Source organism: Accumulibacter sp. (assembly GCF_023806635.1).
Taxonomy (GTDB): domain Bacteria; phylum Pseudomonadota; class Gammaproteobacteria; order Burkholderiales; family Rhodocyclaceae; genus Accumulibacter.
The window spans coordinates 1-15,584 of record NZ_JAMTDQ010000068.1 but is presented as its reverse complement, the minus strand read 5'-3'; the positions used below and the strand labels follow the sequence as shown (position 1 = coordinate 15,584).

Annotated in this window: 11 protein-coding genes; all 11 read right to left on the bottom strand. The window is 62.7% G+C overall.

Going from position 1 to position 15,584, the window contains the following annotated elements; all coding sequences use genetic code 11:
• Positions 1-72: 72 nt before the first annotated feature.
• Complete coding sequence (fusA, locus tag NFW30_RS12660) at positions 73-2,166, bottom strand: elongation factor G (RefSeq protein ID WP_295372242.1); 2,094 nt, start codon at positions 2,164-2,166, stop codon at positions 73-75.
• 67 nt (positions 2,167-2,233) lie between these two features.
• Entirely contained in the window at positions 2,234-2,704 is a 471-nt protein-coding gene (gene rpsG, locus NFW30_RS12655; protein ID WP_295372239.1) for a 30S ribosomal protein S7, read from the bottom strand.
• A gap of 95 nt (positions 2,705-2,799) precedes the next feature.
• The gene (rpsL, locus tag NFW30_RS12650; protein WP_034938556.1) at positions 2,800-3,177 is read right to left on the bottom strand and encodes a 30S ribosomal protein S12; all 378 of its coding nucleotides are present in this window, start codon (positions 3,175-3,177) and stop codon (positions 2,800-2,802) included.
• A 166-nt stretch (positions 3,178-3,343) separates the two neighbouring features.
• The gene (gene rpoC, locus NFW30_RS12645; protein ID WP_295372235.1) at positions 3,344-7,558 is read right to left on the bottom strand and encodes a DNA-directed RNA polymerase subunit beta'; all 4,215 of its coding nucleotides are present in this window, start codon (positions 7,556-7,558) and stop codon (positions 3,344-3,346) included.
• 74 nt (positions 7,559-7,632) lie between these two features.
• Complete coding sequence (gene rpoB, locus NFW30_RS12640) at positions 7,633-11,916, bottom strand: DNA-directed RNA polymerase subunit beta (RefSeq protein ID WP_295372232.1); 4,284 nt, start codon at positions 11,914-11,916, stop codon at positions 7,633-7,635.
• Between the two features lie 256 nt (positions 11,917-12,172).
• A complete protein-coding gene (gene rplL, locus NFW30_RS12635; RefSeq protein ID WP_034895378.1) occupies positions 12,173-12,541 on the bottom strand; it encodes a 50S ribosomal protein L7/L12 in 369 nt (122 codons plus the stop codon).
• Positions 12,542-12,585: 44 nt separating this feature from the next.
• On the bottom strand, positions 12,586-13,083 hold the full coding sequence (rplJ, locus tag NFW30_RS12630; protein WP_295372228.1) for a 50S ribosomal protein L10: 498 nt from the start codon (positions 13,081-13,083) through the stop codon (positions 12,586-12,588).
• A gap of 291 nt (positions 13,084-13,374) precedes the next feature.
• Entirely contained in the window at positions 13,375-14,064 is a 690-nt protein-coding gene (gene rplA / locus NFW30_RS12625) for a 50S ribosomal protein L1 (RefSeq protein WP_295372225.1), read from the bottom strand.
• Between the two features lies 1 nt (position 14,065).
• On the bottom strand, positions 14,066-14,497 hold the full coding sequence (gene rplK / locus NFW30_RS12620; RefSeq protein ID WP_034938562.1) for a 50S ribosomal protein L11: 432 nt from the start codon (positions 14,495-14,497) through the stop codon (positions 14,066-14,068).
• A gap of 126 nt (positions 14,498-14,623) precedes the next feature.
• Positions 14,624-15,157, bottom strand: coding sequence for a transcription termination/antitermination protein NusG (gene nusG / locus NFW30_RS12615; protein WP_295372221.1), 534 nt, complete (start codon positions 15,155-15,157; stop codon positions 14,624-14,626).
• A complete protein-coding gene (gene secE, locus NFW30_RS12610) occupies positions 15,154-15,507 on the bottom strand; it encodes a preprotein translocase subunit SecE (protein ID WP_295372219.1) in 354 nt (117 codons plus the stop codon). The genes nusG and secE overlap by 4 nt, the downstream gene beginning before the upstream one ends.
• Between the last annotated feature and the right edge of the window lie 77 nt (positions 15,508-15,584).

The window sequence follows — 15,584 nt, the reverse complement described above, 5'->3', positions numbered from 1 at the left end:
GTGCCAACATTGACGTGCGGCTTCGTGCGTTCAAATTTTCCCTTGGCCATTAACGTATCCTCAAAAACAGGGTCATTTCTTGTTGATGACGGCTTCGGCGACGTTTTTCGGCGCCTCGGCATAGTGCTTGAACTCCATCGAGTAGGTCGCGCGGCCTTGGCTCAAGGAACGGAGCGTGGTCGAATAACCGAACATCTCTGCCAGAGGTACTTCAGCCTTGATCGCCTTCATGCTGCCCGGCAAGTCTTCCATGCCCTGGATCATGCCACGGCGACTCGACAGGTCACCCATGACGTTGCCCATGTAGTCCTCCGGCGTCTCGACCTCGACCGCCATCATCGGCTCGAGAAGCGTTGGCGACGCCCGGCGCATGCCATCCTTGAAGGCAATGGCTGCGGCCATGCGGAACGCGTTCTCATTCGAATCGACATCGTGATAGGAACCCTCGAAGAGGGTGAACTTGACGTCTACCACCGGGAAACCGGCAAGGACGCCACTGCTGATCGCATCCTGCAAGCCCTTGTCGACCGCTGGAATGTACTCGCGCGGCACGGTGCCACCCTTGATCGCGTCGACGAATTCGTATCCCTTGCCGGGCTCGTTCGGTTCCATCTTCAGCCAGACATGCCCATACTGGCCTCGGCCTCCGGACTGCTTGACGAACTTGCCCTCCTGCTCGACCGCCTTCTTGATGCACTCGCGATACGCCACCTGCGGCGCACCGACGTTGGCGTCAACACCAAACTCGCGCTTGAGACGGTCGACGATGATCTCCAGATGCAGTTCGCCCATGCCGGAAATGATCGTCTGTCCCGACTCCTCGTCGGTGCGGACACGGAACGACGGATCTTCCTGTGCCAGCCGGCCGAGCGCGACGCTCATCTTTTCCTGGTCGGGCTTCGTCTTGGGCTCGACCGCGACGTGGATCACCGGCTCCGGGAACACCATGCGCTCGAGCGTGATGGGGGCTGCTGGATCACAGAGCGTCTCGCCGGTGGTGACCTCCTTGAGGCCGACACAGGCAGCGATGTCGCCAGCCAGGACCTCTTTCAGTTCCTCACGGTTGTTGGCGTGCATCTGCAGGACGCGGCCGATGCGCTCGCGCCGGCCCTTGGTCGGGTTGTAAACGGTATCGCCCGACTTCAGCACACCGGAATAGACACGGATGAAGGTCAGCTGCCCGACATAGGGGTCGGTCATCAGCTTGAAGGCAAGGGCAGAGAACTTGGCCGTATCGGCAGCGTCGCGGGTTGCCGGCTCGCCGTTCTCGCTTTCACCGGTGACTGCCGGAATATCGACTGGCGACGGCAGGAGATCGATGACCGCATCGAGCATGCGTTGCACGCCCTTGTTCTTGAAGGCAGTGCCGCAGAGTGCCGGTTGAATCTCGCAGGCGATCGTGCGCTGGCGCAGGCCGTGGATGATGTCCGCCTCGCTGAGGTCACCTTCTTCGAGGTACTTGTCCATCAGTTCCTCGGACGATTCGGCCGCTGCCTCGACCATCTTGCTCCGCCACTCCTCGGCCTCCGCCTGCAGCTCGGTCGGAATCTCGCGATAGTCGAACTTCATGCCGAGAGAGGCTTCGTCCCAGTAGATCGCCTTCATCTTGGTCAGATCGACGACACCCTCGAAGTAGTCTTCCTTGCCGATCGGGATGACGATCGGTATCGGGTTGGCCTTGAGGCGGGCGCGCATCTGCTCGACGACCTTGAAGAAATCGGCTCCCTGGCGGTCCATCTTGTTCACGAAGGCCAGTCGCGGCACCTTGTACTTGGTCGCCTGCCGCCAGACCGTCTCCGACTGCGGCTGCACCCCACCTACGGCACAGTAGACCATGCATGCACCATCGAGGACACGCATCGAACGCTCCACCTCGATGGTGAAGTCGACGTGTCCCGGCGTATCGATGATGTTGATGCGATGCTCCGGACGGTCGAGCTGCATGCCCTTCCAGAAGCACGTCGTCGCCGCGGAAGTGATGGTGATGCCGCGCTCCTGCTCCTGCGCCATCCAGTCCATGGTTGCGGCGCCGTCGTGAACTTCACCGATCTTGTGGTTGATCCCGGTGTAAAACAGGATGCGCTCGGTCGCCGTCGTCTTGCCGGCATCAATGTGGGCGCTGATACCGATGTTCCGGTACCGCTCAATGGGGGTTTTCCGTGCCACAGTAATGGACCTTCACTAATAAAGAACGATAGGCAGCGCCGGCGGGCGCGGCGCCGCTGCGGTACGATCAGAAACGGAAATGCGCGAAGGCCTTGTTGGCCTCGGCCATGCGATGCACCTCGTCGCGCTTCTTCACGGCTGCGCCGCGGCTTTCCGCAGCCTCGAGCATCTCGGCGGCAAGACGCTGCCCCATCGACTTTTCGGAGCGCCTGCGGGCGTAGTCGCGCAACCAGCGCATGGCGAGCGCCATCCGGCGGCTGGGGCGGACCTCGACCGGGACCTGATAATTGGCGCCACCGACGCGCCGGCTCTTGACCTCGACAAGAGGCTTGATATTGCCGAGAGCCGCGCTGAAGACCTCCAGCGGATCCTTGCCGCTCTTGCTGACGACCTGGTCGAAGGCGCCGTAGACGATGCGCTCGGCGACCGACTTCTTGCCGCTCTTCATGATCGTATTGACGAACTTCGATACATCGACATTGCCGTATTTCGGATCCGGCAGGATATCGCGCTTGGGCACTTCACGACGACGGGGCATGGCAACCTCTCATAGTCACAATTCGGTGGAAGGAACCGACGCTAGCCGGCCCTTTCCCGGCCGCCCATCGCGAGCGGCCCTCAGTCAGGCGGAACTCAGGCAGCTTTCGGGCGCTTGGTGCCGTACTTCGAACGACCCTGCTTGCGCTTCTTCACGCCCTGCGTATCGAGCGACCCACGAACGGTGTGATAGCGCACACCCGGCAGGTCCTTGACGCGACCACCGCGTATGAGGACCACCGAGTGCTCCTGCAGGTTGTGACCTTCACCACCGATGTACGAAATGACCTCAAAGCCGTTCGTCAGACGGACCTTGCACACCTTGCGCAGAGCGGAGTTCGGCTTCTTCGGCGTGGTCGTATAGACGCGAGTGCAGACACCACGTTTTTGCGGACAGTTGCTCAACGCGGGGACTTTGCTCTTGGTGCGGATGGCCTCGCGAGGCTTGCGCACCAGCTGGTTTATGGTTGGCATGTTTCCACCCTTAAGTTCAGTGCAGCGCCCGCGGTGCCAGGCTCGGACCGTCTGCAAAAAACCAAGGCGGACCAAAGGCCGCCTTGGCAAATTCCACGAGAAGTCGCCGCAAGCGCGTGGCGTCGGCGACAAAGACCGGCGATTCTAGGTTCTAACGCGCGGCAAGTCAAGCCACCGGCACATCCTGGGCACTCTCCTCGCTCGCCGGCGGCAGCTCGTCCTCCTCCAGCTCGCTGCCACCAGCAATGTCCTCGCCAGCGGCGTTCTTCCGCCGCGTGTTGTGGTAGGCAAGGCCGGTACCGGCCGGGATCAGGCGACCGACGATGACGTTCTCCTTGAGGCCGCGCAACTCGTCGCGCTTGCCCATGATCGCGGCTTCGGTCAGGACACGTGTCGTCTCCTGGAATGAGGCCGCCGAGATGAACGAATCGGTCGACAGCGAGGCCTTGGTGATGCCCAGAAGTACATGCTCGTAGGTGGCCGGCAGCTTGCCTTCGGCGAACATCTGGTCATTCTCGTCGAGCAGATTGGCGCGCTCGACCTGCTCGCCCTTGATGAACCTCGTGTCACCGGGTTCGAGTACGTTCACCCGGCGCAGCATCTGCCGTACGATGACCTCGATGTGCTTGTCGTTGATCTTGACGCCCTGCAGCCGATAGACGTCCTGAACCTCATCGGTGATGTACACCGCCAGTGCCTCCACCCCCAGCAGGCGCAGGATGTCGTGCGGATCGGGCGCGCCATCGACGATCAGCTCACCCTTGTTGACCACCTGTCCGTCATGGACGAGGACATGCTTGTCCTTGAGGATCAGGTACTCGTGCGTGATTCCCTCGAGATCGGTGATCACCAGTCGCTGCTTGCCCTTGGTGTCCTTGCCGAACGACATGGTGCCGGTGAACTCCGCCAGCATGCCAGCATCCTTGGGAGTACGCGCCTCGAAGAGTTCCGCCACGCGCGGCAGGCCCCCAGTGATGTCGCGCGTCTTCGCCGACTCCTGCGGCAAGCGCGCGAGGACATCGCCGACCGAAATCTGCTGACCGTCGAGAACGTTGATGATGGCACCGACCTGAAAGGTGATCGTCACCGGGTGATCGCTGCCGTGCATCCTGACTTCCTCACCGTCAGGCTCGAACAGCCGCACCTGCGGCCGCAGTCCCTTGCTCGGTGTCTTGCCACCACGCTTCGGGTCGATGACCACCAGCGTCGACAGCCCGGTCACTTCGTCGATCTGCTTGGCAACGGTGACGCCCTCTTCGACGTTCTCGAACTTCACCAGCCCCGAGTACTCGGCGATGATCGGGCGCGTGTGCGGATCCCAGCTGGCCAGACGCGCCCCCGCCTTGACCGACTGAGCATCCTCGACCAGCAGGGTCGCACCGTAGGGAAGCTTGTGCTTCTCGCGCTCGCGACCGTTGTCGTCGGTGATCAGGATCTCACCCGAGCGCGTGATGACGATCTTCTCGCCCTTGGCACTCGTGACATAGCGCATCGTCGAGGTGAAGCGAACCACCCCGGCGCTGCGCGTCTCGACGTGACTGGCAACCGCGGCGCGTGAGGCGGCACCGCCGACGTGGAAGGTGCGCATGGTCAACTGGGTTCCCGGCTCCCCGATCGACTGCGCGGCAATCACACCGACCGCCTCGCCAACGTTGACCAGCGTTCCGCGCCCAAGGTCGCGCCCGTAACACTTCGCACACAGGCCATACCTGGTCTCGCAGGTCAACGGCGTACGCGCCTTGACCTCGTCGATTCCCAACTGATCGATCAGGTCACAGTGATCCTCGCTGATCAGGGTGCCGGCCTCGATCACCGTCTCCTGGGTGTCCGGGTGAACGACATCGGTGGCCGTGACGCGACCCAGAATCCGTTCGCGCAGAGCCTCGATCACCTCGCCACCTTCGATCAGAGCCTTCATCGTGACCCCGTTGCCAGTCCCGCAGTCGTCCTCGATGACGACCAGGTCCTGCGTCACGTCCACCAGGCGGCGCGTCAGGTAGCCGGAGTTGGCGGTCTTCAGCGCGGTATCCGCCAGACCCTTGCGCGCACCGTGGGTGGAAATGAAGTACTGAAGAACGTTCAGGCCCTCGCGGAAATTGGTGGTGATCGGCGTTTCGATGATCGACCCGTCCGGTTTCGCCATCAGGCCGCGCATGCCGGCCAACTGGCGAATCTGCGCCGCGGAACCGCGAGCGCCCGAGTCTGCCATCATGAAGATCGAGTTGAAGGACTCCTGCTTCTCCTGCTCGCCCTGGCGATTGCGCACCTCCTCGTGGCCGAGCTGATCCATCATTACCTTGGCAACCTGATCACCGGTGCGGCCCCAGATGTCGACCACCTTGTTGTAGCGCTCGCCGTTGGTCACCAGGCCGTTGGTGTATTGACTCTCGATCTCCTTCACCTCCGCTTCCGCAGCAGTGATGATCGCGCGCTTCTGTGCCGGCACCAGCATGTCGTCGGAGCAGATCGAGATGCCGGCGCGGGTCGCCAGCCGGTAACCGTTCTGCATCAGCTTGTCGGCAAAGACGACCGTCTCCTTGAGACCACAGCGGCGGAAGGCCGCGTTGATCAGCCGCGAGATCTCCTTCTTCTTGAGCGTCTTGTCGATCAGGCTGAATGGCAACCCACGTGGCAGGATCTCCGACAGGAGCGCACGCCCGGCGGTCGTCTGGTAGCGCGTCGTCTTCTCCAGCCAGCCGCCTGCCTCGTCCTGCTCGTGCTCGGTGATGCGCACGACAATCCGTGCGTGCAGGTCGAGCTCGCCCGCCTGCATGGCACGCGTGACTTCGGCGAGATCGGGAAAGATCATCCCCTCGCCGCGGGCGTTGATGCGCTCCCGTGTCGCGTAATAAAGACCGAGAACGATGTCCTGCGACGGCACGATGATCGGCTCTCCGTTTGCCGGCGAGAGGACGTTGTTCGATGCCAGCATCAGCGTCCTCGCCTCCATCTGTGCTTCGAGCGAGAGCGGGACATGGACCGCCATCTGGTCACCGTCGAAGTCGGCGTTGAAAGCTGCGCAGACCAGCGGGTGCAACTGGATCGCCTTCCCCTCGATCAACGTCGGCTCGAACGCCTGGATGCCGAGTCGGTGCAGCGTCGGCGCCCGGTTGAGCATGATCGGGTGCTCGCGAATCACCTCCTCGAGGATGTCCCAGACCACCGGCTCCTGCGTTTCGACCATCTTTTTCGCCTGCTTGATCGTGGTCGCCAGACCCATCACCTCAAGGCGATTGAAGATGAAGGGCTTGAACAGCTCGAGCGCCATCAGCTTCGGCAACCCGCACTGGTGGAGCTTGAGTTGTGGACCGACGACGATCACCGAGCGCCCCGAGTAATCGACACGCTTGCCGAGCAGGTTCTGGCGGAAACGGCCACCCTTGCCCTTGATCATGTCCGCCAGTGACTTCAGCGGCCGCTTGTTGGCGCCCGTCATCGCCTTGCCGCGGCGACCATTGTCGAGCAGTGAATCGACGGCCTCCTGCAGCATGCGCTTCTCGTTGCGGACGATGATCTCTGGTGCCTTGAGCTCGAGCAGCCGCTTCAGGCGATTGTTGCGGTTGATCACCCGCCGGTAGAGATCGTTGAGATCCGAAGTCGCGAAGCGACCGCCATCCAGCGGCACCAGCGGACGCAGATCGGGCGGCAACACCGGCAGGACCTCGAGCACCATCCACTCGGGCTTGATACCGGACTTCTGGAAACCCTCGAGGACCTTCAGTCGCTTCGAGAACTTCTTGCTCTTGGTCTCCGAGCTCGTGGTTTCCAGTTCGCCGCGCAATCCTTCGACCTCCCGCGCGAGGTCTATCGAACGCAGCAGCTCGCGGATCCCTTCCGCGCCCATGGCGGCGGAGAAATCGTCGCCATACTCCTCGACCTTGGCGAGATAGTCATCCTCGGTCAGCAGCTGGCCACGGACGAGAGGCGTCATGCCCGGATCGAAGACGACGAAGGCTTCGAAATAGAGAACCCGCTCGATGTCGCGCAGGGTCATGTCGAGCACCATGCCGAGTCGGCTGGGCAGGCTCTTCAGGAACCAGATGTGCGCCACCGGGCTGGCCAGCTCGATATGCGCCATGCGTTCGCGACGCACCTTCGCCAGCGTCACCTCGACGCCACACTTCTCACAGATCACGCCGCGATGCTTGAGCCGCTTGTACTTGCCGCAGAGACACTCGTAGTCCTTGATCGGGCCGAAGATCTTGGCACAGAAGAGGCCGTCCCGCTCCGGCTTGAAGGTGCGGTAATTGATCGTCTCCGGTTTCTTGACTTCGCCGTAGGACCAGGAGCGGATCTTGTCCGGCGACGCGAGGCCGATGGTGATCGCGTCGAACTGCTCTTCCTGCGTCACCTGCTTAAACAAATCAAGCAATGCTTTCATCTTTTGCTCCAGTGAGGAGTGAGCTGTCTGGGGTGAGGATGACGCGCCGCCGCCCACCCACCCTTGCCAACGAATCAGAAGCGTTCGAGATCGATATCAATCGCCAACGACCGGATTTCCTTGACGAGGACATTGAACGACTCCGGCATGCCGGCATCGATCTTGTGGTCACCCTTGACGATGTTCTCATAGACTTTCGTGCGACCATTGACATCGTCCGACTTGACGGTGAGCATCTCCTGCAGCACGTAGGAAGCGCCGTAGGCTTCAAGGGCCCACACTTCCATCTCGCCGAACCGCTGGCCACCGAACTGCGCCTTGCCACCCAGAGGCTGCTGCGTGACCAAGGAGTACGGTCCGGTCGAGCGGGCATGCATCTTGTCGTCGACGAGGTGGTGCAACTTCAGCACGTGCATGTAGCCCACCGTCACCTGCCGCTCGAAGCGCTCACCCGTGCGACCATCGTAAAGCGTCATCTGGGCGGACTGCGGCATGCCGGCCAGTTCCAGGACTGCCTTGATCTCCGATTCCTTGGCACCATCGAAGACCGGTGTCGCAAACGGCACTCCCGCCTCGAGGTTGCCCGCCATCTCGAGGATCTCGGCGTCATTGAGCTCGTCGAGACGCTCCGGCTTGCCGGTCCCGTTGTAGATCTCTGCCAGCAGAGCGCGCACTTCCTCGACCGCGGCCTGGCGACGCAACATGTCACCGATTCGTGCTCCCAGACCCTTGGCAGCAAGCCCGAGATGGACCTCGAGAATCTGGCCGACGTTCATCCGCGAAGGTACGCCGAGCGGGTTCAGGACGATGTCGACCGGGCGTCCGTCTGCCATGTAGGGCATGTCCTCGACCGGGACGATGCGCGACACAACGCCCTTGTTGCCATGTCGCCCCGCCATCTTGTCGCCCGCCTGCAGGCGACGCTTGACGGCAACGTAGACCTTGACCATCTTCTGCACACCGGGCGGCAGTTCGTCACCCTGGGTGAGCTTCTTGCGCTTCTCCTCGAAGGCGACGTCGAAGCCCTTGCGGGTCTGTTCGAGCCCTTCCCGCAGCGACTCCAGCTGCTGCGCAATGTCCTCGTCAGCCATGCGGATGTCGAACCAGTGATGCGGGTCGATACCCTCCAGGTACTCGGCGTTGACCAGGGTCCCCTTGGCCAGCCGCTTCGGGCCACCGTTCGCCGGCTTGCCGACGATCATTCTCTCGGCGCGCGCAAAGGCGTCCCTCTCGACGATGCGCAACTGATCGGCCAGATCGAGCTTGTAGCTGCGCAGATGATCGTCGATGATCGACTGCGCCCGCTTGTCGCGCTCGATGCCTTCACGCGTGAAGACCTGCACGTCGATGACCGTACCCGAAATCCCCGACTGCACACGCAACGAGGTATCCTTGACGTCGGATGCCTTCTCGCCAAAGATCGCCCGCAGCAGCTTTTCTTCCGGCGTCAGCTGCGTCTCTCCCTTTGGCGTCACCTTGCCCACCAGGACGTCGCCAGCCTCGACCTCGGCGCCGATGTACACGATGCCGGACTCGTCGAGGCGCGAGAGCTGCGATTCGCCGAGCGAGGCGATGTCGCGCGTGATCTCCTCGGGCCCCAGCTTGGTGTCACGCGCGACCACCGTCAGCTCCTCGATGTGGATCGAGGTGAAGCGGTCCTCGGCGACGACGCGCTCGGAAATCAGGATCGAATCCTCGAAGTTGTAGCCATTCCAGGGCATGAAGGCGACCAGCATGTTCTGGCCGAGCGCCAGTTCGCCCTTGTCCGTCGAAGCCCCGTCGGCGACCACGTCGCCGCGGGCAATCACGTCGCCAACGCGAACCAGCGGCCGCTGGTTGATGTTGGTGTTCTGATTGGACCGCGTATACTTCACGAGGTTGTAGATGTCGACGCCGACTTCGCCGGGTCCGGTCTCGTCATCGTTGACGCGGACGACGACGCGCGACGCGTCGACGTAGTCAACCAGTCCGCCGCGCAGTGCCTGTACCGCGGTACCCGAATCGACCGCCACGGTCCGCTCGATGCCGGTTCCCACCAGCGGCTTCTCCGGCCGCAGACAGGGCACCGCCTGCCGCTGCATGTTGGCTCCCATCAGGGCACGGTTGGCGTCGTCGTGCTCGAGGAAGGGGATCAGCGACGCCGCAACCGACACGATCTGGCTCGGCGCCACATCCATGTACTGCACGCGGGCCGGCTCTGCCAGAATCGTCTCGCCCTTCTCGCGACAGGTGACCAGTTGGTCGAGCAAAGCACCTTCGTCGCCGATTTCGGAGTTCGCCTGGGCAATGATGTACGCACCCTCCTCGATTGCCGACAGGTACTCGATCTGATCGCTCACCCGACCTTCCACCACCTTGCGATACGGGGTCTCGAGAAAGCCATACTCGTTGGTGCGCGCAAAGAGCGCCAGCGAGTTGATCAGGCCGATGTTCGGGCCCTCCGGTGTCTCGATCGGACAGACGCGGCCGTAGTGCGTCGGATGCACGTCACGTACCTCGAAGCCGGCGCGCTCGCGCGTCAGGCCGCCGGGGCCAAGCGCCGAAACACGACGCTTGTGGGTAATCTCGGAAAGCGGGTTGGTCTGGTCCATGAACTGCGACAGCTGGCTCGAGCCGAAGAACTCGCGCACCGCAGCGCTGATCGGCTTGGCGTTGATCAGGTCGTGCGGCATCAGGTTGTCGGACTCTGCCTGCGACAACCGTTCCTTGACCGCACGCTCGACGCGCACCAGCCCGGCGCGGAACTGGTTCTCAGCCAGTTCGCCGACCGAACGCACCCGCCGGTTGCCGAGATGGTCGATGTCGTCGATTTCGCCGCGACCGTTGCGCAGCTCGACCAGCAGCCGGATCACTTCGACGACATCGCGCGGCGAAAGGGTGAGCTGTTCACGCACCTCGCCGACGACCCCGAGCCCCTTCAGCGACTCCAGCAGGCTCGATGCGGCCTCATGCGTCAGGTTTTCAGCGACTGCCCGCGGTCCGTGGTTCAGTTCGGCGAGCGCCTGTTCCACCGAGGTCACCGCTTCGCCAACGGTATCGTTGATCAGTCTGACTATGGCATCACGCTTGCCCGGCGCCTGCCTGACCATCACCTTGTACTCGACGACCGCCTTGCGTGCGACCCGGCGGTTGAACTTCATTCGCCCAACCGCCGACAGGTCGTAGCGGTCATCGGAGTAGAACAGTCCGTTGAAGAGAATCTCGACGGCTTCCTCGGTCGGCGGCTCACCCGGCCGCATCATGCGGTAGATCGCGATACGCGCCGCCTGGCGCGTAGTGGTTTCGTCCGTGCGCAGGGTCTGCGAGATGAAGGCACCGCGGTCGAGATCGTTGACATACAGGGTATGCAACGACTCGACGCCTGCCTCGACCAGCTTCGCCAGCAGCGTCTCCGTGACCTCGTCATTGGCGTTGGCGAGAATCTCGCCGGTCGCCTGATCGATCACGTCTTCACCGATCACGCGCCCGATGAGGAAATCGTCGGGTACGGCCACCTGCTTCATGCCGGCAGCGTCGAGTTCACGTATATGCTTGGCGGTGATCCGCTTGTCCTTGGCGATGATCAGCCTGCCCGTTGGGTCGTTGAAATCGAAACGGGCAACCTCGCCGCGCAGCCGCTCGGGAACGAGCGCAAATTCGGTGACCCGCTTGCCGATGTAGAAGGTGTCGAACTCGAAGAACTCGAGGAGAATTCGCTGCGACGTCAGGCCGATGGCCTTCAGCAGGGTGGTCACCGGCATCTTGCGACGCCGGTCGACGCGGAAGAAGAGCAGATCCTTCGGATCGAACTCGAAATCCAGCCAGGAGCCGCGATAGGGGATCACGCGTGCCGAAAACAGCAGCTTGCCCGAACTGTGCGTCTTGCCCCGGTCGTGCTCGAAGAACACGCCGGGCGAGCGATGCAACTGCGAGACGATCACGCGCTCGGTACCGTTGATGACGAATGAGCCGGTGGAAGTCATCAAGGGGATTTCACCCATGTAGACCTCCTGTTCCTTCACTTCCTTGATCGTGTCCGGTACGTCGCGGTCGAGTATCACCAAACGAACCTTCGCCCGCAGCGCAGAGGCGAAGGTCAGTCCACGCTGCTGGCACTCGGTCACGTCGAAGGTTGGTTCAGAGAGCGTGTAGCTCACGAACTCCAGCCGTGCGTTGCCGCTGTGACTGACGATCGGGAAGATCGAGGAGAAGGCCGCCTGCAGCCCCTGGTTCCGGCGCTGTCCCGCCGGCACGCTGGCCTGCAGGAAGGCGGTGAAGGATTCCAGTTGTGTCGCCAGCAGAAAGGGCACCTCGAGCACGCTGGCGCGCTTGGCGAAACTCTTGCGGATACGCTTCTTCTCGGTATAGGAGTAGGTCATGGTCGCTCCGAACTCACAAGGCAAATCCTCTAGCGCTCCGGCGAGGATAGCCACATCCGCCGGTTCGCAACGGACAAACGCAACATGGCTGGCCGGCGCGCGGGCGGGAACGGCACCGCTCCAGCCATCGCCAGTCGTGTTTGCGTTTGCATGCTGCAGGCAACGCATCCGGATACGCTGGATGCACCGCCATCGCCGGAAAAGCAGAAAAGGGCTGGCAGCCAGAAAGCCGCCAGCCCATCCTGCCTTACCGGTGTTACTTGACCTCGACCTTCGCTCCGGCGTCCTCGAGCTGCTTCTTGAGCGCTTCGGCATCGGCCTTGGAGATCGCCTCCTTGACCGCCTTCGGGGCGCTGTCGACCAGGTCCTTGGCTTCCTTGAGGCCGAGGCCGGTGGCCGCGCGAACGACCTTGATCACCTCGACCTTCTTCTCGCCGATACCGGCCAGAACGACGGTGAACTCGGTCTGCTCCTCGACCACCGGTGCCGCCGCGCCCGGCGCCGCAACGGCCATCGATGCTGCCGAGACGCCAAACTTCTCCTCGAACGCCTTGACGAGGTCGTTCAGTTCCATGACAGTCATCGCGCCAACGGCATCGAGAATGTCCTGCTTGCTAATTGCCATGATTACTCACTCCTGGATCTGGAAACAAAAAAAGCTGGTTGCACTCAGGCGGCGGCTTCCTCGCGCTGCTTGGCCAAGGCGGAAAGTGCGCAGGCGAAGCCGGTGACCGGAGCCTGCATGACGCCAAGCAACTGGGCAAGCAACTCGTTGCGGCTCGGAATCGACGCCAGCGCCTGAACACCCGCCTTGTCGAGCGCCTCACCCGCAAAGCTGCCGGCCTTGAGGATCAGCTTGTCGTTGGTCTTGGCAAAATCATTGAGCACCTTTGCTGCAGCAACCGGATCCTCCGACATGCTGTAAATCAGTGGCCCGGTCATCTGCTCGGCCAGGCCAGCGAAGACAGTGCCTTCGACGGCCCGCCGCACCAGCGTGTTCTTCACCACACGCAGGTAGACGCCGGCGGCACGTGCCTGGGCGCGCAGACGAGTCAGATGGGCCACCGGCAAGCCGCTGTATTCGGCCAGCACGATGGTCTGCGCCTTGGCGACCTTTGCCGCCACCTCGGCTACCACGACCTTCTTATCATCAAGATTGAGACCCACAGGTCCTTCCTCCCATCAAGTCAACAAACGGCACATCCGGCTGGATGCACCGCACCCACGGCGACCATGATCAGGGGTTGGCAGCACGGGCCTGAAGTCCGTCGCTGCAGAATCCTTTTCCGGGCACACCGTCTACGCAGGCCGCTTGCACACTTAAGCCACGACAGAGATCGTCGTCGGCACCTGCGGTCTTTGACGATCTACCGGCAGCGCGTGACGCCCTGCCGGTAGCCCTACAAAGCTCTCTACCGGGGCCGAGCGCACGGCGCACGGCCCCGGCCATGTTTCCTTCTAGAGTGTCGAGGCGTCGACGCGGACACCCGGACCCATCGTGCTGGCAACGGCTATGCGACGCACATACTGTCCCTTCGAGGCCGCCGGCTTCGCCTTGATCAGTGCGTCGACGAGCGCCTTGAGGTTGCTCGCCAATTTCTCGCCATCGAACGACGCGCGGCCGATCGTGCTGTGGATGATCCCGGCCTTGTCGGTACGATACTGGACCTGGCCCGCCTTGGCGTTCTGTACGGCCGTCGCGACATCCATGGTCACCGTCCCCACCTTCGGGTTCGGCATCAGGCCCCGCGGACCGAGGATCTGGCCGAGTTGACCAACGACGCGCATCGCATCCGGCGTGGCGATCACGCGATCGAAGTTCATCACACCCGACTTGATCTCCGCCGCCAGATCCTCGAATCCGACGATGTCCGCACCCGCGGCCTTGGCCGCTGCCGCCTTCTCACCCTGGGCGAAGACAGCGACGCGGACCGTCTTGCCGGTACCGGCCGGCAGAACCACCGAGCCGCGAACGATCTGGTCCGATTTCCGCGGATCGACGCCAAGGCAGACCGCGGCATCGATCGACTCGTCGAACTTGGCGACGGCGCACTCCTTGGCGAGCCGCAGCGCTTCCGCGACGGGATAGCTCCGGGTACGGTCGACCTTGCCCTGCAGGGCCTTCTGACGTTTGCTCAAGCGTGCCATCTCACACCCCCTCAACCGTGACGCCCATCGTCCGGGCACTGCCGGCGATGGTGCGCACCGCCGCTTCCATGTCAGCCGCCGTCAGGTCGGGCAACTTCTGCGCTGCAATCGCTTCACACTGGGCCCGCGTCAGCGTCCCGACCTTGGCGGTGTGCGGCTTGGCGCTGCCCTTCTGGATGCCGATCGCCTTCTTGATCAGTACCGCCGCCGGCGGTGTCTTCATGATGAAGGTGAAACTCTTGTCGGCGAAGGCGGTGATCACGACCGGTATCGGCAAACCCGGCTCCAGCCCCTGCGTCTGCGCGTTGAAGGACTTGCAGAACTCCATGATGTTCAGTCCGCGCTGGCCGAGCGCGGGACCGATTGGCGGCGACGGGTTTGCCTTCCCGGCCGGCACCTGCAACTTGATGTAACCAGTGATTTTCTTTGCCACCGTACGACTCCTGTGAGCGGGTCCGAACGCGCTCGCGCGAGCGCTCCCCAAACGACAAACGCGGCCCGAGAGCCGCACTGCTACGGACCGCCGAGGGTACTCGACGAGCCGCGAAAGAGCCCGCGGTCAGGCTTTCTCGACCTGCCCGAACTCCAGTTCGACCGGCGTCGGCCGACCAAAGATCGTCACCGAAACGCGCAAACGGTTCTTCTCGTAATTCACGTGTTCGACCGCACCATGAAAATCCGTGAATGGACCCTCCTTGACGCGCACCACCTCGCCGGGTTCGAAGAGCACCTTCGGCCGCGGCTTTTCCACGCCCTCCTGCATCTGCTGCATGATCTTCGCGACTTCCTTCTCGGAAATCGGGCTCGGCTTGTTGGCGGTACCGCCGACAAAACCGGTCACCTTCGGCGTACTCTTCACCAGGTGCCAGGATTCGTCGTTCATCTCCATTTCCACCAGCACGTAACCGGGGAAGAACTTGCGCTCGGAAATGCTCTTCTGGCCCATCTTCAGCTCGACGACCTCTTCCACCGGCACGAGGATGCGGCCAAACTGATCGCCCATCCCCTGCGTCTGGACACGCTCGAGCAAGGCGCGCTGCACGCTCTTCTCAAATCCCGAGTAGGCGTGTACCACGTACCAGCGCATGCTCATGATTTCCTCCAGCCGAGAACGAGGTCATACATCAGCCACTCCAGGCTCTTGTCGGTCAGCCAGAGAAAGACGGCCATCACCACGACGAAGGCGAACACCATGCCGGTCGTCTGCATGGTCTCCTTGCGGGACGGCCAGACGACCTTCTTCGCCTCGGTCGCCGACTCACGCGCGAAGACGAAGAAACGCTGCCCCTGCTCGGTCCGCCAGGCAACCCCGGCGGCGAGGGCCGTACCCGCCATGACGGCGAGGACACGCAGGATCATCGCCTGCTCCGCGAGGAGGTAGAAGCCGGCGATACCGGCCACCAGCAGCAGGACCGCCAGCGCAAACTTGAATTTATCGGCCATCTTGTCGGCTTTGGTTGCAGGTATGGCAGGGGCAGAGGGAATCGAACCCCCAACCTTCGGTTTTGGAGACCGACGCT

Excerpts from the sequence above, each read along its gene's own strand:
- rplA (WP_295372225.1), bottom strand. The coding sequence starts at position 14,064 with ATGGCACGCTTGAGCAAACGTCAGAAGGCCCTGCAGGGCAAGGTCGAC.
- secE (WP_295372219.1), bottom strand. The coding sequence starts at position 15,507 with ATGGCCGATAAATTCAAGTTTGCGCTGGCGGTCCTGCTGCTGGTGGCC.
- nusG (WP_295372221.1), bottom strand. The coding sequence starts at position 15,157 with ATGAGCATGCGCTGGTACGTGGTACACGCCTACTCGGGATTTGAGAAG.
- rplL (WP_034895378.1), bottom strand. The coding sequence starts at position 12,541 with ATGGCAATTAGCAAGCAGGACATTCTCGATGCCGTTGGCGCGATGACT.
- rpsG (WP_295372239.1), bottom strand. The coding sequence starts at position 2,704 with ATGCCCCGTCGTCGTGAAGTGCCCAAGCGCGATATCCTGCCGGATCCG.
- rpsL (WP_034938556.1), bottom strand. The coding sequence starts at position 3,177 with ATGCCAACCATAAACCAGCTGGTGCGCAAGCCTCGCGAGGCCATCCGC.
- rpoC (WP_295372235.1), bottom strand. The coding sequence starts at position 7,558 with ATGAAAGCATTGCTTGATTTGTTTAAGCAGGTGACGCAGGAAGAGCAG.
- rpoB (WP_295372232.1), bottom strand. The coding sequence starts at position 11,916 with ATGACCTACTCCTATACCGAGAAGAAGCGTATCCGCAAGAGTTTCGCC.